The following is a 17,815-nucleotide window of genomic DNA, read 5'->3' as shown; positions in this document are numbered from 1 at the left end:
TCACGCAAAATCCCGGCACTTGACATGGGTCTTAGTAATGTCAAAAAACAACTCTGGTTGACCTTGACGCGGGGGGCTTCGGCGCTTTCGTCGCTCTTTCGTCATCTCGATCGGTGTGAAAGGTGATCGTATGGCCACCACGAAGGCTCCGGCCGCAGTCTCAACCGCCCCCGCTTCAACGAAGGCGCCCGCCGCAAAGGCAAGCGCCACTACATCCGCGCCCAAAGCCGCTACAACCAAAGCAGCTACCAAAGCAGCTTCTGCCAAAACGGCGGCAAAGGGCCCCGCAACCAAGACCGCCGCAAAAGGCAAGGCTACGGCCAGCAAAGCCACAGCCGAAGTCGACGGCGAAGACGAAGAGGTCGTCGACCTCGACGATGTGAGTGCCGACGACGTAGCCACTGACGACGACACAGAAGACGTGCTTGTTGTCGTCGCGGTAACCGACACCGACGACGCCGCCGCAACCGACGACGACGCAGATTCAGACGACGACTCGAAGAAGAGTGCTGTCGCCGAAGACCTGCCCCAGGGTGCCCTCGTGCTCTCGCTCGTCGACGACGATGATGACGTTCCCGTCTACTCGAGTGCCATCACCGGCGCCACCGCCGACCCGGTCAAAGACTATTTGAAGCAGATCGGTAAGGTCGCTCTGCTGAACGCGGCCGAAGAGGTCGAGCTCGCGATGCGTATCGAGGCGGGTCTCTTCGCCGAAGACAAGCTGGCGAACACCGAAGGCATGACGCCCCAGCTGAAGCGTGAGCTGCAGTGGGTCGCCAAAGACGGCCAGCGCGCGAAGAGTCACTTGCTGGGCGCGAACCTGCGCCTCGTGGTTTCGCTCGCGAAGCGCTACACCGGCCGCGGCATGCAGTTTCTCGACCTGATTCAAGAGGGCAACTTGGGCCTCATCCGCGCGGTCGAGAAGTTCGACTACACCAAGGGCTTCAAGTTCTCGACGTATGCAACGTGGTGGATTCGCCAGGCCATCACCCGCGCCATGGCCGACCAGGCTCGCACCATTCGTATTCCGGTGCACATGGTCGAGGTCATCAACAAGCTGGCACGCGTTCAGCGCCAGATGTTGCAAGACCTGGGCCGCGAGCCCACGCCAGAAGAGCTCTCCCGCGAACTCGACATGACCCCTGAAAAGGTCGTCGAGGTGCAGAAGTACGGCCGTGAGCCGATTTCGCTGCACACTCCGCTGGGTGAAGACGGCGACAGCGAGTTCGGTGACCTCATCGAAGACACCGAAGCGGTCGTTCCGGCCGACGCGGTGGGCTTCACCATGCTGCAGAAGCAGCTGGAGTCGCTGCTCGATTCGCTCTCCGAGCGCGAAGCGGGCGTCATCCGCATGCGCTTCGGGCTCGGTGACGGCATGCCGAAGACGCTCGACCAGATCGGTGACACGTTCGGTGTGACGCGCGAGCGCATCCGCCAGATCGAGTCGAAGACCATGGCGAAGCTTCGCCACCCCTCCCGGTCGCAGTCACTTCGCGACTACCTCGAGTAAACCCTTGGGGTTTCGCACCACGACGGCCGTTCTCGTCGGCCGCGCCGTACGCGTCGCTTCGCGTGCGCGCGGCGGCGGATCGGCGATTCCCGGCAACATCGCCCTCAAGATCGACCCCGAGTTTCTTCAGCACAGCATCGCGCGCATTCCGCTCGGTGTGGTTGCGGTGTCGGGCTCGAACGGCAAATCCACGACGACGAACATGCTTGCGGGCATCCTGCGCGAACACGGGCTGAAGGTCTTCACGAACCCCTCGGGCGGTAACCTGCCGCAGGGCATTGCGTCGTCGGTGCTCTCGTCGGTGTCGGTGACGGGCGTGCTCGACGCCGACATAGCGATTCTCGAGGTCGACGAGGGCTACGGGCCCAAGATCACGAAAATGCTGACGCCGTCGACGGTGCTGCTGCTGAACATCCAAATCGACCAGCTGAACCGCTATCACGAGCCCGATCGGGTGGTGCGGATGCTCGAAGAAGTAGCCAGCACGGCCACGCAGTCACTCGTGCTGAACCGCGACGACAACTACCTTGTCGACCTCGATACGCGTCTGGGATCGGGGTTTACCGGCTCACGTGCCGTGTCGTTCTTCGGGGCATCACCTGAGCTCATTGGCGCCTCGGCTCATGGGCTGGCGTCGGCTGAGCGTTTCGGCGACGCCACGAGTGGGTCGGGTACTCCGGTTGCGGGCGGCGCGGCTGGCTCCGCCGAGGGCACCGCAGGCTCGGGCCACCTCGCCGCGGGCGCTCGTGAGGCAGACGTGACGGTCACCGACCTCGGCGACAGCCAAGCCGTGCTCGGCATCGATGGACACGACATCGCCGTTCGCCTGCCCGCTCGCGGTCTGCACTACGCACTCGATGCTGCCGCCGCTACCGCTGCTGCTCGTGCGGTGCTCGGCGACCGTTTTCGGGCCGGGCTCGTCACGGCTGCGCTCAACGGGCTCACCACGGTATATGGCCGCGGCGAGCTGCTGCAGGTCGACGGCGAAGACATCGAGATCATCATGATGAAGAACCCGGCGAGCTTGCAGCTGAACCTCGATTCACTGTCGGCGCCGCCCGAACAGGTGTTCATGGCCGTCGACGAAGGAACGCCAGACCCCTCGTGGGTATACGACATCGACCTGTCGAGCCTCGATCACGTCGACGTGATCACGGGGTCGAAGGCGTGGCAGTTCGCGGTGCGGTTCGGGTACGCGAACATTCCCGTGGGTACGGTCGATCTCGATGTGCGGGCCGCGGTGAAGCAGTTTCTCGCGCTGCCTCGGCCGGCGCACGGTCGCAAGACGATGATTCTGAACTACGAGCAGATGATGGGCATCCGCAAGATTCTGGGCTTCAAAGAGCTCGAAGGCGGGGGAGCGTGATGGCTGAGCACGGTGAACCGCTGCGAATCCTCCATCTGTTTCCCACCACGCTGGGGTTGAACGGCGAGAGTGGCAACGTAGACATTCTGCGTCGGCGCGCCGAGTCACGCGGCGTCGAGGTCGACGTGGTGCGCCTCGAGGCCGGCGACCAACTACCGGCGTCGGTCGATCTCGTCTTCATCGGCAGCGGGCCGGTTTCGGCGCAGGTGCAGACGCAGGCCGCCGTGCTCGCGGTTGCCGCGCCGCTACGCGAGCTCGCTGCGTCTGGAGTGCCGTTTCTCGCGGTGGGCGCCGGCTTCCAGCTACTGGGAGAGTCGATCACCCTTGCCGACGGCACAGGACTCACCGGCGCTGCCGTCTTCCCAGTGAGCACCGTCATTGCGGGCGAACGCGTCGTGGGCGATTTCGTGGTCGAGTCACGCCTCGGCACCCTCGTCGGGTTCGAGAACCGCGGTTCGTACATCGACATCGGCCAGGCGGCGCCCATCGGGCATGTGGTCTACGGTCGCGGAAACGTGGCGGCAACCGGCCCCGGCGCGGGCGCAAGTGCTGCGGCCATCGCGGCGTCGGGCGGCACCGCCGAGGGTACCGTTCTGGTGGCTCCGGATTCCCGTGTCGAGGGTTTCTGGGTCGACAACCTCATCGGCACTCACCTTCACGGCCCCGTTCTCGCGAACAACCCGGCGCTGGCAGAGTGGTTGCTCGAAACCGCCCTTGCGCGGCACGGCGCGGCGCTGCCTCCGGCAACACCCGATCTCGTCGAGATCGACCGCCGAGCATCCGAAGCCCGCGCCACCATCGCGGCGGCCCCCCTCTCGGAGTAGCGCCCAAGGCAATCGAGAGGTCGAAATCTCTCCCAAAACGGCTCGTTTCGGAGAGATTTCGACCTCTCGATTGCCATGGCCGAGACGGGGCTTGGGGTTAGGTGTCGATGCGGTCGGCGCTGAGGCCCGCGCCGCCGGCGATGATGAAATCCTTGCGGGGGGCTACGTCGTCGCCCATGAGCAGTTCGAACGTGCGTTCGGCGGCCTGGGCATCCGTCACGCGTACGCGGCGCAGCATGCGGTGCCGTTTGTCCATGGTGGTGAGGGCGAGTTGGTCGGCATCCATCTCGCCGAGACCCTTGTAGCGCTGAATGGGGTCTTGGTACTTCTTGTTGGTGCGCTTGAGTCCGGCGAGCACGCCGTTCAGCTCAGTCTCTGAGTAGGTGTAGATGGTCTCGTTCGGCTTCGTTCCGGGGTTCATCACCACCACCCGATGCAAGGGGGGCACTGCGGCGAAGACCCGGCCGGCGTCGATCATCGGCCGCATGTAGCGGAAGAACAGCGTCAGCAACAGCGTGCGAATGTGCGCCCCGTCGACGTCGGCGTCGCTCATCAGGATGATCTTGCCGTACCTGGCCGTATCGATATCGAACGAGCGACCGGAGCCCGCGCCGAGCACCTGGATGATCGACGCGCACTCGCTGTTCGACAGCATGTCGGCCACCGAAGCCTTCTGCACGTTGAGAATCTTGCCGCGAATCGGCAACAACGCCTGAAACTCACTGTTGCGAGCAAGTTTCGCCGTGCCGAGCGCGGAATCGCCCTCGACGATGAACAACTCCGACGACACCACGTCGCTCGAGCGGCAGTCGACCAGTTTTGCCGGCAGCGACGAGCTCTCGAGGGCGTTCTTACGACGCTGCGTTTCTTTGTGCGCGCGGGCCGAGATGCGCGACTTCATCTCGGCGACGACCTTGTCGAGCACCAGGGCGGTCTGTGTCTTGTCGTCGCGCTTCGACGAGGCGAACCGTTCGCCGAGCGCCTTCGTCACCACGCTCGTCACGATGTTGCGCACCGCGGGCGTGCCGAGAATCTCTTTCGTCTGCCCCTCGAACTGCGGCTCGGGCAGGCGCACGGTAAGCACCGCCGTGAGCCCGGCGAGCACGTCTTCTTTGTCGAGCTTGTCGTTGCCCACCTTGAGTCGGCGCGCGTTGTCTTCGACGGTCTTGCGCAAAAAGCGCAGCAAGCCGGCCTCGAAGCCCGCGAGATGCGTGCCACCCTTCGGCGTCGAGATGATATTGACGAAGGTCTTGAGCTCGGTGTCGTAACCGGTTCCCCAGCGCAAAGCGATGTCGACCGAGCAGTCGCGGGTGAGTTCGGTGGGCACCATGGCGCCCGCGTCGCTCAAGACGGGAACGGTCTCGACGAAGGTGCCAGAACCTTCCAGGCGCCAGGTTTCGGTGAGGGGAGCATCCGGCGCCAGAAAATCGACGAACTCGGCAAGGCCACCTTCGTATTTGAACGACTCGTGCAGCGGTTCTTCGCCCCGGTTGTCGGTGATGTCGAGCGCCAGGCCCGACACGAGAAACGCGGTCTGGCGCGCACGGTCGACCAGCTCTTCGGTCTGAAAAGCTGCGTTCTCGGTAAAGATCTGCGGGTCGGCCCAGTACCGGATGCGCGTACCCGTCACACCGCGGGCGACCTTGCCCACCACGCGCAGCTCGCTCTTCTTCTCGAACGGTGTGAATTTCGAGGTGGGGCTCGGGTTCTTCGGGTCGGCGTCATCGAAATTACCCGGCTCGCCGCGGTGAAACGACATCGCCCAGATTTTTCCGTCACGGTCGACCTCCACGTCGAGCCGCTCGCTCAGCGCGTTGACCACCGAGGCGCCCACGCCGTGCAGGCCACCGGATGCCGCATACGAACCCGAGCCGAACTTGCCGCCGGCGTGCAGTTTCGTGAACACCACTTCGACACCGCTGAGGCCGGTGCGAGGCTCGATGTCGACCGGAATGCCGCGCGCTTTGTCGCGCACCTCGACGCTGTTGTCGGGGTGCAGAATGATGGAGATCTCAGTGCCGAAGCCGCCGAGCGCCTCGTCGACCGAGTTGTCGATGATCTCCCACAGGCAGTGCATGAGGCCCTTGGGGCCGGTGGAGCCGATGTACATACCGGGGCGCTTGCGAACTGCTTCAAGGCCCTCCAGCACCGAGAGGTGTCTGGCCGAATAATCGGAGGATGCCAAAGAATGCTCCTAAGAGGTCACGGAATGTGGGATGCAACGTCTAAGACTACGTTCTGGAGCGTCGTCAAGCCCCCATCGACACCCGTGACCAAACCGATGGTACGCGCACAGCGAAACACAGGAGAATGTAACCTCGAAGGAACATACGCATGCTTGAATCGGTTATACAGATTGTCTGAGGTACGAACCCGTGAGGAGCCATAAGATGCAAACAATTGCAACAGAGACCAGCGTGGTTGGCGATCTGGAAGTGGGCCGGCAGTTGACTGGCGCCGACCGCTGCGACAGCTGCGGTGCCCAAGCGTACATTCGCGTCGAGATGGCGAGCGGCGAACTGCTGTTCTGCGCCCACCACGGCCGCGAGGTTCACGACAAACTCTTCCCCATCGCCAAGAGCTGGCACGACGAGTCAGCGAAGCTGCTCGAAGACCACCGCTCGTAGGCGGCGGCTTCGCGCACGCCAGCGGCGTCGGCGCATCCTTCGGGATGCCCGGCGCCGCTTTTTCGTGCCTGCTTCAGAGGGAGTTCGGTCGGAGCACAGGGCCTCTGTCGACGTAGTGCAGACATGTCGCCTGATCTCCGACCGAACTCCCTGTGGGCGAGAAGGGGTGGATTAGTCGAGGGCGACGGCGAAGCCGACGGAGCCCACGGCGGCCGCGAGGGGCACGCCGGAGGCGTCGCGCTTGGCGCCGGAGTCGGGCAGTGTGCGCACCGCACCGTCGGGGGCCACGGCCAGCGCAGGGGCAGGGCCGACCCAGGCGAGCTGCAGGGCATCCTCACCCTTGATGAAGCGCTGAGCCCTCACTCCGCCGGTTGCACGACCCTTGGTGGGAAATTCGCTGAGCGCCGAGACCTTCGCCGAACCCGCGTCGGTGCCGGGGAGGGTGGCCGAGTTGCCAGCGACGGTGACCACGACGATGCCGAGGTTCCCGGTCGCGGTGGTGTCATCGCTATCAGCGGCGCCACTTGTCGCGGAGGGCGCCGACGGGTCGACCGCGGAGAAGGCGATGACGGTAGATCCCGCGCCGAGACTGATGCCCGCCATACCGCCCGCGGAGCGGCCCTGCGGCCGAACGGAGGCCGCCGGGTAGTGCAGCAGCTGAGCATCCGTCGCCACAAAGACGAGGTTCGACGTCTCGGGAGCCTGCTCGGCGCCGATCACCTCGTCTCCCGGCTTCAGCGTGATGAGTTCGAAGTCGGGTTTGTTCGGCCAGTCACCCGGAATGACGCGCTTGACCGTTCCGAGCTTGGTACCGAGCGCGATGGGCACGTCGCTGGTCAGCGAGACGAGCGCGATGACCCGCTCGCGCTTGGCATCGAGAGCGAGGTAGTCGGCAATACGAACGCCGGCCGCGAGCTGCACCGAGTTTGCGGGTGCCACGGGCAGGTCAAGCACCGACATACGGATGACCCGGCCGAGGTTCGTGACGGCCCCAATCTCGGTTCGCGTGGTGGTGTCGACCGCCGAACGAACCGCGTCATGCTTGCTGCGACGCAGCTTCGCGCCCGCCCCGGCACCGGCCCTCGGAGACGGGCGCGTGGTGCTGGCGACCGTGCTGGATGCACTGGCCGACGTCGAAACGGCCTCGGCCGAGAAAAGAGCCCCGTCTGGCGACGAAGACCGATCGGCGTCGATCTCTTCCATGCTTCGCACGCCACCGTCGCCGCCTGCACCAGCAGCGCCCGCACCGCCCGCACCAGCATCCCCGGCACCAGCCGCGGCATCCGCAGCGCCCACGTCGACCCGAATCGTGCGCCCTGTCGTGCTGAGAAACACCCGGCACGGCGTATCGGCCAGCTCGAGCGACTCCTGAATCTTGCGAGCTGCCGCAGTGGATGCCGGTGCCGCCCGCCCCTCGGTGAGCAACGTTCGGCGTGGGGTGCCCAGACGATCGGCGACCTCATCGAGCTCTTCTGAAACCGTCTGCCGAATCAACGCCGGGCTCGCCAGCAGTGCCTCGAGGTACTCGATTTCGCGTTGCAGCGCGTCGCGCTCGGTCTCGAGCTCGATGCGGGAGAACCGCGTGAGGCGGCGCAAACGCAGCTCGAGAATATAGTCGGCCTGCAGCGTATCGAGGTCGAAAACGTCGATCAGCCGCGTGCGCGCTTGGTCGGTGTCGTCGCTGTTACGAATGACCTGAATCACTTCGTCGATGTCGAGAATCGCAATGAGCAGCCCGAGCAGCAAATGTAAGCGTTCGCGCCGCTTGGTGAGCCGATACTGCGTTCGCCGGGTGGTGACCTCGATGCGATGGTCGACGTAGACCTCGAGCAACTGCTTCAGCCCGAGCGTCTGCGGGCTGCCGCCCACGAGCGCCACGTTGTTGATGTTGAACGAATCTTCGAGCGGAGTCTGCCGGTAGAGCTGCTCGAGTACGGCATCCGGGCTGAATCCCGTCTTGATGCCGATGACAAGACGAAGACCGTTTGTGCGGTCGGTGAGGTCGGTGACGTCGGAGATGCCCTGCAGCTTCTTCGAGTTGACGCCGTCTTTGATCTTCGAGATGACCTTCTCGGCACCGACAAGGTACGGCAACTCGGTGACGACCAGCCCCACCTTGCGCGCAGTGAGGTTCTCGACGCTCACCTTCGCACGCGTCTTGAACGCACCGCGCCCGGTCGTGTAGGCATCGCGGATGCCCGCCAGCCCCACGATCGTGCCCCCGCCCGGCAGATCGGGGCCCGGGATGAACGACATCAGGTCATCGACCGTGGCATCGGGATGCGTGATGAGGTACCGCGCCCCCGCCACGACCTCGATGAGGTTGTGCGGCGCCATATTCGTCGCCATGCCCACCGCGATACCGCTGGCCCCATTGACCAGCAGGTTCGGGTACGCGGCCGGCAGCACGTCGGGCTGAGTGAGCTGGTTGTCGTAGTTCGGCACGAAGTCGACCACGTCTTCGTCGAGCCCGTCGGTCATCGCCAGCGCGGCGGGTGCCAGGCGCGCCTCGGTGTACCGCGAGGCCGCTGGCCCGTCGTCGAGCGACCCGAAGTTGCCGTGACCGTCGATGAGCGGCAGCCGTAAGGTCCACGGCTGCGCCAGTCGCACCATCGCGTCGTAGATCGACGCGTCACCGTGCGGGTGGAGCTTGCCCATCACCTCGCCGACGACACGAGCCGACTTGACGTGCCCACGGTCGGGCCGAAGACCCATGTCGCTCATCTGGTACAAGATGCGGCGCTGAACAGGCTTCAAGCCGTCACGGGCATCTGGCAACGCCCGCGAGTAGATGACCGAATAGGCGTACTCGAGAAACGACCCCTGCATCTCGCTCGACACATCGATGTCTTCGATGTTCTCGACCACGTCGGGTTCGGGCTCGGGCGTCTTCGGTGTCATTCCTGTACGTTTCGTCGGGTTCGGGCTCGGGGTCACGAGGGTGGCCGGTGCTCAGATCTGGGTGTTCTCGTGCCCCAGCTGAGCCGGTGCGTGCCAGACTTGGCACAATGCCACCCATGCTACCGGCCCTCGATTCTGCCGCCGCGCACCTCACAGACGTGTTGCCGAGTTGCCTCGCGGCTCTCGACGGCCTACCCAACACGCTCGGGCTGCCCGCCGCGAATCACGTGGTGGTTGTGCTGGTCGACGGGCTCGGGCTCTCGTCTCTGCGCGCTCGCGCCGGGCACGCTCGGCACCTCACGGCGCATCTCACGAAAAAGAGCCGATTGGCCAGCGGATTCCCCACGACCACCGCTGCCGCGCTGGCATCTCTGACCACCGGGGTCTCGCCAGGCATCCATGGGCTCGTCGGCTACACCGCGCTCGTGCCCGAAACCGACACCGTCGTGAATCAGCTCACCGGCTGGGGCCCCAGCATGCAGCCGCAGACCTGGCAGGCAGTGCCGACCCTGTTCGAGCGGGCGAGCGCAGCGGGCATCGGATGCACGGCCATCGGCGCCCCCAAATACGTCACGAGCGGGTTCACCCAGGCCGTGCTGCGCGGGGCCACCTACCTCGGCGGCAAAACCATCGCCGACCGCTTCGCAGCCGCACGTGCCCTGCTCGATCGCACCCCGGCGGGGCAGCGCACCCTCACCTACCTGTACATTCCCGAGCTCGACATGGCTTCGCACGCCCACGGCTGGCAGTCTGACCAGTTCACGGCGGCGCTCGAGACTGTCGACGCCGAGATGGCGGCGTTCAGCGCGGCTCTTGGTTCGGGCGAGGGGATGCTCTTGACCGCCGATCACGGAATGATCGATGTACCGCAGACCTCACACGTTCTGTTCGACTCCGTTCCTGAGCTGGTGGCGGGCATCCGTCACGTGGCGGGCGACCCGCGCTGCCTGCAATTGCACTTCGAACCCGAGCTGCCTGCGGCCGAGCGGGCCGCTGTGGTCGAGGCGTGGCGGGCGGTCGAAGGCGAACGCGCCTGGGTGCTCACCCGTGACGAGGCCATCGAGGCGGGGTGGTTCGGGGAGGTGCTGCCGAGCATCCGGCCGCGTATCGGCGACCTCATTGTGGCGGCGCGCAAGAACATCGCCTACTACGACTCGCGACGAACCCCCGCGTCGAAGCGCACCATGATCGGCCAGCACGGCTCCTGGAGCGACGACGAGCTCTTCGTGCCACTGCTGCGTTTCGGCGCCTTCGGCGCCTGAGCGCCGAGCTGCGTCGGGTCGAGTGAGCCCGTTAGGCGCAATTGAGCCCGGTCTAACAGGCTCACATCGGCGTAGTGGCCTCATGTGGTTCGGCCGGGTGGATTCGAGGCCGCGCGGAAGCTGCCGGCTCGGAGTCGTGGCTGGCGCGGTAGCACGGGGTCCGGCACGGAGCCGTGGCTAGCGCGGCAGCACGGAGTCCGGCACGGAGTCGTCACGGCGCGACGGAGGCGGCAGGGCCGCGGCTCAGCCGAGGTCGTCGTCGCTGCGGGCGCCGAACACAATCTCGTCCCAGCTGGGCATCGCGGTGCGGCGCTTCGAACGAGACTGGGGGCCCGTTTGGCGCTGATCGGGCACCTCATCGAAGCCGTCGAGCGTGGTCACACCCGCTCCCGTCGGCGTCTCGAATTCACTGCCGGCGCTTGCGTCGGCCGCGGTGCCGGTTCTGCCCGATGCATCACCGGGGCGCGACAGGTGTGCGACCGGTCGGGTCTCTTCATCGGCCCGGCTGGCTGACGAGTGCGCCGATGGATGCCCGGAGCCCAGTGCATCGAATTCGTCGTCGCCCTCGACTGTGAACGAGGCCGCTTCGCGTTCACCACGACGACGACGGAGCGCCTCGAGCAGATCGGCCGTCTCGTTCTGATTCACGGGGCCGGGGGCCTGCCGGGTCACGGCTGCGGCTGCGGCGGCGGGAGACGACTCTTCGCCGGTGCGCCCGAACCGAGTGAACGGGGTGGGCTCGGTGAGAACCGGGGGAGCAGACGGGTCTGACGAAGAGCCGCCGCCGAACGACAAACCACCAGACGTACGCCCAGGCAGATCACCACCCGAAGACGCACCACCCGATGCCGCGCCCGGGCCCGATGCCGCCTCTGAGCCCGATGCTGAGCCGGGGCCCGATGTCGCCACTGGCCCAGATGAACCGTCGGCCCCGAAATCGAGGGCCGAGTCGAGCTCGTCGAGAGCGAGCCCCGCTGTCTCGGCCCGCGATTCGCTGCCGACTCGCCGAGCATCCGCATCGACCGCACGAAGGCGAGGAATCAGACCCTCGACGATCTCGCCGTGCTGCGAAAGCGTTACAGCGCCCGAGTTCAGCGGCGAGAGGGAGTGGCGCTTGGGGTCGTACTGCCAGCGCGCGTCATGGTCGATCTCGCTCGCGGTGAAGGTGAGCTTGACGACCCAGCCGGTCTCTTCTTTCCAGCTCGCCCACCGCAGGTCGACAGCGCCGAGGCCGTCGAGGCGCTCTTCGATCACGTCGCCGAACGTCGACGACTGATCGTCGCTCAGCGGGTCACCGCGCAACGGGTCAGTCGGGGAGGCGACTTTCACCGGTACGCGGAGAGCTGAACTCACGATGTGCAGACGCTCGGCGAGCACAGGGCCCTCGAAGCGTTCGACGAACTCGAGTGAGGCACCGGTCGAGCGCGCAACGTCTTCAGCGCTCATGCCAGCCCTGATCTGCGCCTGAATCTCGCGCGGCGACACCTTCACGCCGCTCTCTGGCTGTGTGGTGCTCTGTCTCAGCCGCGATTGCAATACTTCGTCGATGGCAACGCGGTAACGCTCGCCTGATTCGGAAGCGACGAGGAGTGCCCCGTTCTCGATTCCGATGACTGTCAAATCTTGCATGGTGAATGGCCCCGTCTTGGTCTGGAGTTCCCTGCAAGGATGCCATGACAACCCCCCTGAACTCGGGAATGTTTGGGGCGTGCCGTAAGTTGCTACGGGCGAGGGAATGAACCGCTGCAAACACGGTTTGCTATTCCCCTTGGAATGATGCAAACTAACGCCGCCGATTTTGTTTTAGCTGGCGTATGAGAAGTGGATAAGCATGGCAACCGATTACGACGCTCCGCGCAAGACCGACGACGATTCAGACTCGATTGAGGCGCTGAAAGAGCGAGTTCCAGACAAGATGTCTGGTGTCGTAGACGTTGATGACGCCGACAACCCCGGTGGCTTCGAACTGCCTGGAGCAGACCTCTCAGACCTCGACCTCGACGTGGTGGTTCTTCCGCCGCAGGCAGACGAGTTCACCTGTGTGAGCTGTTTTCTCGTGAAGCACCGTTCGCAGATCGATCACCAGACGAAGCTCGGCCCCGTCTGCATCGAATGCGAGATGTAAGCGAGGGCATCGGGCGCCCTGAACGGGCGCTCGCTTCATAGCCCGGCGCGAAGGCTTCGCGAGAAGCTTTGCGCTGTCACCAAACGTTCTACGAATCTGCGAGCTCGTGGTTGTTGGCCTTTTCTAAGGCCGCCACGAGCTCGTTTGGGTTTCGCGACGAGATCAGCCAGTAGGGCACCGGGTCTGCGGGGTCGTGCACGTTCACTTTGACCACAGGCTGAACCCAGCCCCGGATGCACAGCCACGCCCGCGCGTCGAGCCGCTGACCTCTGGCCAGCGTGGCGCCCTCACCCGTGAAGGCCTCTGGCTCACCCAGCAGTGACACCGGAATTCGTGCTTTGCCGGCGGTGAGCATCCCGTCTTCCACAGTCACGACAGGCGACAGCGCGAGCAGAATCAGTACGGTGCCCACATACAGCACAACCGCGCAAATGTAACCAACCGTGATGTTGATCGGGGCGAATACAAGGATGCTCGCGGGAATCACCAACACCAAATACACGTAGATGCGCCCTGAGGGGGTCAGTCTCTCTCGATACGTCGACATGCCTCTATTCGATCAGAGATTTGGGTCAGTAATCTGCACTACCCTCGACTCGTGACTGAAACCGTCGAAGTTCTCATCAAGGCAGAGCAGATTCCCAGCTACGCGCATCCGGGTGATGCCGGGGCAGATCTGTACTCTGCCGAAGCTCTGACTCTGCAACCCGGCGAGCGGTACACCGTCGCCACCGGCGTCTCGATCGCCTTGCCCGATGGGTTCGTGGCGTTCGTCGTGCCGCGCTCGGGCCTCGCCAGCAAACACGGAATCACCATTGTGAACTCACCGGGAACAGTGGATGCCGGCTATCGCGGCGAGATTCGCGTCGCCCTCCTGAATACTGACACCTCGGTGCCGTACGATATCGCCGTTGGCGACAGAATCGCCCAGTTGATCGTAATGCCGGTGACCCGTGCCATATTCGTGCCGGTCGAGGTGCTGCCCGGCAGCGCCCGAGGCGAGGGCGGCTTCGGTTCTACCGGAACCGCCGAGCTGAACCAGCTCGCCGTCACAGACGACAACACCCCAGACAGTGAAGAAAGCATGCCGTGAGCAAAAGGTCTGAACGTAAGAACGAGAAAGCCGCCCTCGAGGCAGCCGCAGCTGCCGATACGGCTGCTGACGACTCATCGACGGGTGATGCCGAGTCGAACGACGAGCTCGTCGTTCGAGGGCGCGCGGGCTCGCCAGCCGTGAACGAGAGTGATGGCGCCGACGCTGCGCCTGACGCCAAGTCGGCGCCCGAGAATCGCGCGGCCGACGGCCCCTTCGACGCCGACGAGGCGAACCCGGCGAGGCCGTACGTCGACCTCGGCGGCATCAAGATCTTGCCGCGTGAGGGCCTTCAGCTGAGGCTCGAAGTCGAAGAGGGCACGCAGCGAGTCGTTGCCGTCGGGCTCGACTTCGCCGGTTCGACGCTGCAGGTTCAAGCCTTCGCCGCGCCGCGGTCGACCGGGCTGTGGCACGACATTCGCGGGCAGATCAAAGAGCAGATCTCGGCGCAGGGCGGTTCGCTCGTCGAGCGCGACGGCGTGTTCGGCCCCGAACTCGTCGCCGAGGTGCCCGCCGCCGGCCTCGACGGCAAGCCGGTCGCGCGTCTCGCGCGATTCGTCGGCGTCGATGGCCCGCGCTGGTTTCTGCGCGGTGTGATTGCGGGCGACGCGATGAGCAGCGAAGACTCGCAGGCTGCCGTCGAGGAGCTCTTTCGCAGCGTCGTGGTGGTGCGTGGGCAGTCGCCCATGCCGCCGCGCGATCTGATTCCGCTCAGCATTCCGAAGACCACAGCGGGGCCTGCCGCGACGACCGCGATCTGATCCTCATGACCGATTCGAGCCCTTCGCAGCCAGTACCCGAGCCAGAACACGACCGCGAACCCGAGCGCAACCGGCCGAAATACGGCGAGCGGATTCCCGGCGGGGCCAGTGCCGCCGTGCATCCTGAGCCGGCCGACGATCGTGCACCGAGTACCTTCTCTGAGGCGTTCGCCGCTGCGGCGCGGCGTTCGGGAATCGGGCAAGTCGCTCCCGGCGAGACTCCCACCGCGAACTCGTTGTTACGAGCGATGGGCGGCATTAGAGGGCTCATCGAGTCGATTCTGCCGGGGCTCGCCTTTCTGGTGCTCTACACCTTCACGAAAGATCTGACGCTGAGCGTCGTCGCCCCGCTGATTCTGGGGGCGATCTTCTTCATCGTGCGCCTCGTCAGCCGCAGCGCGGTGATGCCGGCCATCATCGGGGTGGTGCTTCTCGGCATTTCTGCGGGTCTTTCGCTCATCACCGGCAAGGCCGAAGACAACTTCATTCCGGGGATGGTGATCAACGCCATCTCGTTCGTTGTACTGCTCGTCTCGATCATCGCCCGATGGCCCCTGATCGGCGTCATCGTAGGACTGCTGACGGGTGACGCCGTGGGCTGGCGCACCGATCGCGCAAAGTTTCGCGTTGTACTCGTCGCCACCTGGTGCTGGGTCGGATTGTTCGCCCTGCGGCTCGCCGTCGAACTCTCGCTCTATCTGGCAGCCCTGCCCGAGGCGCTGGCCTCGGCGAAACTGTTGCTCGGTGTTCCGCTGTACGCGGGCATGCTCTGGGTCACCTGGCTTCTCGTGCGCGCGGCCTTCGGCCACCAGAAGGTCGCGGCCGAAGAGAAATGACCGTGGCCGTCGACCCGGGGCTCAGCACTGCTGAGGTACACGAACGTGTTGCCCAGGGTCAGGTCAATGTCACGCACGCCCCTACCTCTCGGTCGCTCGGCGACATCATTCGCGAGAACGTGTTCACGTTCTTCAACGGCATTCTCACGGTGTGCTTCATCGCCGTGCTGCTGCTCGGTGATCTGCGCGACGGGTTCTTCTTCGGTGTGGTGGTGTTCAACGCGCTGATCGGCATCGTTCAAGAGCTACGCGCGAAACGGGCGCTCGATCGGCTCGCGGTGCTTGCGGCGCCCGAGACCGCGGTGCGTCGAGACGGGGCCGTGTCGGTCATCCGGCCCGAAGAAGTAGTGCTCGGCGATCTGGTGATCGCCCGGCCCGGTGACCAGATCACGGCCGACTGCGAGGTGCTGCTGACCACCGCTCTATTCATGGACGAGTCGCTGCTGACGGGGGAGTCAGACCCGGTGGGCAAGAAGCCCGGCGACCGGCTCATGTCGGGCTCACTGGTGCAATCGGGTACGGCCGAGGCGCGGGTGACGGCCGTCGGGGCAGATTCGTATGCCAGCAAGCTCACCGCCAAGATCAAGCGGCACAGCCTGGTGCACTCCGAGCTTCGGGCGGCCACGAACCGCATTCTGGTGTACCTGTCGTGGATTCTCGTTCCGCTCATCATCATCATCGTGTTCGGTCGCATCGCGACGTACGGCGGGTTTGCTGCCCTCGCAGACCCCAACGATCAGAGCTGGCGCAAGGCGCTGGTGGATGCCGTGGCCAGCGTCGTCGGCATCATTCCCGAGGGTCTCGTGCTGCTCACCAGCCTCGCGTTCGGGGTGGCCGCCATCTCGCTCTCGCGCCAGAAGGTGCTCGTGCAAGAGCTCGCCGCGGTGGAGGTTCTGGCCCGTGTCGACGTGCTCTGCCTCGACAAGACCGGCACGCTCACGACGGGAACCATCGGCTTTCACGGCCTGCAGCAGCTGCCGGGGGCCGACGAAGACCTCGGACCGTGCCGAGTGGCGCTTGCTGCGCTGGCGACGGATGACGCGGGCAACGCCACCTCGCGTGCCCTCGCCAATCGGTTCGAGCTCGGGTCGGCGGTGGTCGAAGAGCGGCTCGCGTTCAGCTCGTTCCGGGCGTTCAGCGCGGTGCGGGTTCGAGAGAGCGCTGCGAGCACCACCACGTGGTTGCTCGGTGCGCCCGAGCGGCTGCTCGCCGGGCATCCGGCAGCCCTCGACGAGGCTCACGTGATCGCCTCGAGCGGGCGGCGAACCCTCGTCTTGTCGCGTACCGATCTTGACGCCGACGTGCTGGTCGACGAGCCCGAACGGGTGCGCGAAGCCACCCCGGCGTGCTTCGTGATTCTCGAAGAGACTTTGCGGCCCGAGGCCGCCGCGACGCTCGCGTACTTCGCCGACGAGGGCGTGCGCGTCATCATCATGTCGGGTGACAACCCGCACACCGTCAGCTCTATCGCCAGACAGCTGAGTCTCGGTGACGAAGCGCTCGATGCCTCGACGCTGACGACCGACGATGAACTGACCGCGGCCCTCGCCACGACGAGCGTCTTCGGCCGGGTCGCGCCCGAGCAGAAGCAACGCGTCGTGGCCCTGCTGCAGGCTCAGGGGCGTTCGGTGGCGATGACCGGCGATGGGGTCAACGACGCCATGGCCATCAAAGACGCCGACCTCGGCATCGCCATGGGCAATGCGACGCCGGCGACGCGCGCTGTGTCACGCCTCGTGCTGCTCGACAGCCGATTCGACCGGATGCCCGAGGTGCTGCTGCTCGGCCGTCGCGTCATCGCGAACGTCGAACGCGTCTCGAACCTGTTTCTCTCGAAGACCGTCTACGGAATCATTCTGGCGCTGTTCACCGCCATCTTCGCCTGGGAGTTTCCGTTTCTGCCACGTCAGCTCACCCTGGTCTCGGTGCTCGCCATCGGCGTGCCGTCGTTCTTCTTGGCGCTGGCGCCCAACCGTCGCCGCTACCGCGCGGGAGTCCTGCCGCGAGTGTTGCGTTTCTCGGTGCCCACCGGGCTCATCGCGGCGGCCTCCTGCCTGCTCGCGTACGCTCCGCTGCGCACCGCTCTACCGCAGATCGAGGCGCGCAGCCTCAGCACCATCGCACTCTTCATCGTGTCGCTCTGGATCGTCTCGGTGCTCGCCAGACCACTGTCGAAGCCCCGTGTCGCCCTGATTCTGGCAGTATCGGTTGCATTCGTGCTCGCGTATCTGCTGCCGTTCACCCAGAGCTTCTTCGTGCTTCAGGTCACCTCGCCGGGCTGGCTGCTTTACGTTCTGCTGGTCGGCGCGCTCGGGGCTGGCGGAATCGAGCTCTACTATCGGTTCGCCAAGCGCCGCGGTCTCGTGGTGGATCGAACCTGATGTGTCGTGCAGACGCTCTGCACGGTGCTAAAGTTATCTCGACGTCGAGATACTTTCACGAGCCCTCGCGCTGACCTCTAGTTAGGGCAGCCTTGCTAGCCACGGGTATCTGGGCAGAAGAAGATTGAC

14 protein-coding genes are annotated in these 17,815 nt (G+C 65.2%); 10 read left to right on the top strand and 4 right to left on the bottom strand.

Going from position 1 to position 17,815, the window contains the following annotated elements; genetic code table 11:
* Window positions 1–130 precede the first annotated feature (130 nt).
* From IEX24_RS08495 to IEX24_RS08485, 3 genes are read left to right on the top strand one after another with little or no spacing between them, the layout of a single operon-like run.
* Complete coding sequence (locus IEX24_RS08495; RefSeq protein ID WP_188676842.1) at window positions 131–1,510, top strand: RNA polymerase sigma factor; 1,380 nt, start codon at window positions 131–133, stop codon at window positions 1,508–1,510.
* A 4-nt stretch (window positions 1,511–1,514) separates the two neighbouring features.
* A complete protein-coding gene (locus IEX24_RS08490) occupies window positions 1,515–2,876 on the top strand; it encodes a MurT ligase domain-containing protein (RefSeq protein WP_188676839.1) in 1,362 nt (453 codons plus the stop codon).
* Entirely contained in the window at window positions 2,876–3,700 is an 825-nt protein-coding gene (locus IEX24_RS08485; RefSeq protein WP_188676837.1) for a type 1 glutamine amidotransferase, read from the top strand. Before IEX24_RS08490 ends, IEX24_RS08485 begins: the two co-directional genes overlap by 1 nt.
* Window positions 3,701–3,797: 97 nt before the next feature.
* Here the strand turns inward: IEX24_RS08485 and IEX24_RS08480 are convergent, their stop codons facing one another.
* Window positions 3,798–5,885, bottom strand: a complete 2,088-nt coding sequence (locus tag IEX24_RS08480) for a DNA gyrase/topoisomerase IV subunit B (protein ID WP_188676833.1) — start codon at window positions 5,883–5,885, stop codon at window positions 3,798–3,800.
* A gap of 205 nt (window positions 5,886–6,090) precedes the next feature.
* On the opposite strand from IEX24_RS08480, the gene IEX24_RS08475 reads away from it, so the two are divergent.
* The gene (locus IEX24_RS08475; RefSeq protein WP_188676829.1) at window positions 6,091–6,327 is read left to right on the top strand and encodes a DUF7455 domain-containing protein; all 237 of its coding nucleotides are present in this window, start codon (window positions 6,091–6,093) and stop codon (window positions 6,325–6,327) included.
* A gap of 171 nt (window positions 6,328–6,498) precedes the next feature.
* On the opposite strand, the gene IEX24_RS19550 is transcribed toward IEX24_RS08475, so the two are convergent.
* The gene (locus tag IEX24_RS19550; RefSeq protein WP_229715186.1) at window positions 6,499–9,228 is read right to left on the bottom strand and encodes a DNA gyrase/topoisomerase IV subunit A; all 2,730 of its coding nucleotides are present in this window, start codon (window positions 9,226–9,228) and stop codon (window positions 6,499–6,501) included.
* Between the two features lie 107 nt (window positions 9,229–9,335).
* On the opposite strand from IEX24_RS19550, the gene IEX24_RS08460 reads away from it, so the two are divergent.
* Window positions 9,336–10,490 carry an alkaline phosphatase family protein gene (locus IEX24_RS08460; RefSeq protein ID WP_188676826.1) on the top strand — a complete coding sequence of 385 codons (1,155 nt, stop codon included), beginning with the start codon at window positions 9,336–9,338 and terminating at the stop codon, window positions 10,488–10,490.
* Between the two features lie 243 nt (window positions 10,491–10,733).
* On the opposite strand, the gene sepH is transcribed toward IEX24_RS08460, so the two are convergent.
* A complete protein-coding gene (sepH, locus tag IEX24_RS19545) occupies window positions 10,734–12,119 on the bottom strand; it encodes a septation protein SepH (RefSeq protein ID WP_203585910.1) in 1,386 nt (461 codons plus the stop codon).
* A gap of 202 nt (window positions 12,120–12,321) precedes the next feature.
* On the opposite strand from sepH, the gene IEX24_RS08450 reads away from it, so the two are divergent.
* On the top strand, window positions 12,322–12,615 hold the full coding sequence (locus IEX24_RS08450) for a DUF4193 domain-containing protein (RefSeq protein WP_104244106.1): 294 nt from the start codon (window positions 12,322–12,324) through the stop codon (window positions 12,613–12,615).
* An 88-nt stretch (window positions 12,616–12,703) separates the two neighbouring features.
* Here IEX24_RS08450 and IEX24_RS08445 read toward each other — a convergent pair whose 3' ends face one another.
* Complete coding sequence (locus IEX24_RS08445; protein ID WP_188676814.1) at window positions 12,704–13,162, bottom strand: DUF3093 domain-containing protein; 459 nt, start codon at window positions 13,160–13,162, stop codon at window positions 12,704–12,706.
* Window positions 13,163–13,213: 51 nt separating this feature from the next.
* On the opposite strand from IEX24_RS08445, the gene dut reads away from it, so the two are divergent.
* The 4 genes from dut (at window position 13,214) to IEX24_RS08425 (ending at window position 17,686) form a co-directional block, all read left to right on the top strand.
* Window positions 13,214–13,708, top strand: coding sequence for a dUTP diphosphatase (dut, locus tag IEX24_RS08440; protein ID WP_188676811.1), 495 nt, complete (start codon window positions 13,214–13,216; stop codon window positions 13,706–13,708).
* Window positions 13,709–13,848: 140 nt separating this feature from the next.
* Window positions 13,849–14,469, top strand: a complete 621-nt coding sequence (locus IEX24_RS08435; RefSeq protein ID WP_188678104.1) for a DUF3710 domain-containing protein — start codon at window positions 13,849–13,851, stop codon at window positions 14,467–14,469.
* A 5-nt stretch (window positions 14,470–14,474) separates the two neighbouring features.
* Window positions 14,475–15,305 carry a DUF3159 domain-containing protein gene (locus IEX24_RS08430; RefSeq protein WP_188676808.1) on the top strand — a complete coding sequence of 277 codons (831 nt, stop codon included), beginning with the start codon at window positions 14,475–14,477 and terminating at the stop codon, window positions 15,303–15,305.
* Window positions 15,302–17,686 carry an HAD-IC family P-type ATPase gene (locus IEX24_RS08425; protein WP_188676806.1) on the top strand — a complete coding sequence of 795 codons (2,385 nt, stop codon included), beginning with the start codon at window positions 15,302–15,304 and terminating at the stop codon, window positions 17,684–17,686. Before IEX24_RS08430 ends, IEX24_RS08425 begins: the two co-directional genes overlap by 4 nt.
* Window positions 17,687–17,815 lie beyond the last annotated feature (129 nt).

The sequence above is a fragment of the Subtercola lobariae genome (assembly GCF_014640255.1).
Classification (GTDB): Bacteria; Actinomycetota; Actinomycetes; order Actinomycetales; family Microbacteriaceae; genus Subtercola; species Subtercola lobariae.
The sequence above is the reverse complement of the archived record's forward strand: the minus strand, read 5'-3'. Positions and strand labels throughout refer to the sequence as shown.

Coding starts and splice junctions, on each gene's coding strand:
- IEX24_RS19550 (WP_229715186.1), bottom strand. CDS start 9,228: ATGACACCGAAGACGCCCGAGCCCGAACCCGACGTGGTCGAGAACATC.
- IEX24_RS08430 (WP_188676808.1), top strand. CDS start 14,475: ATGACCGATTCGAGCCCTTCGCAGCCAGTACCCGAGCCAGAACACGAC.
- IEX24_RS08445 (WP_188676814.1), bottom strand. CDS start 13,162: ATGTCGACGTATCGAGAGAGACTGACCCCCTCAGGGCGCATCTACGTG.
- IEX24_RS08495 (WP_188676842.1), top strand. CDS start 131: ATGGCCACCACGAAGGCTCCGGCCGCAGTCTCAACCGCCCCCGCTTCA.
- IEX24_RS08460 (WP_188676826.1), top strand. CDS start 9,336: ATGCCACCCATGCTACCGGCCCTCGATTCTGCCGCCGCGCACCTCACA.
- IEX24_RS08475 (WP_188676829.1), top strand. CDS start 6,091: ATGCAAACAATTGCAACAGAGACCAGCGTGGTTGGCGATCTGGAAGTG.
- sepH (WP_203585910.1), bottom strand. CDS start 12,119: ATGCAAGATTTGACAGTCATCGGAATCGAGAACGGGGCACTCCTCGTC.
- IEX24_RS08485 (WP_188676837.1), top strand. CDS start 2,876: ATGGCTGAGCACGGTGAACCGCTGCGAATCCTCCATCTGTTTCCCACC.
- IEX24_RS08425 (WP_188676806.1), top strand. CDS start 15,302: ATGACCGTGGCCGTCGACCCGGGGCTCAGCACTGCTGAGGTACACGAA.
- IEX24_RS08450 (WP_104244106.1), top strand. CDS start 12,322: ATGGCAACCGATTACGACGCTCCGCGCAAGACCGACGACGATTCAGAC.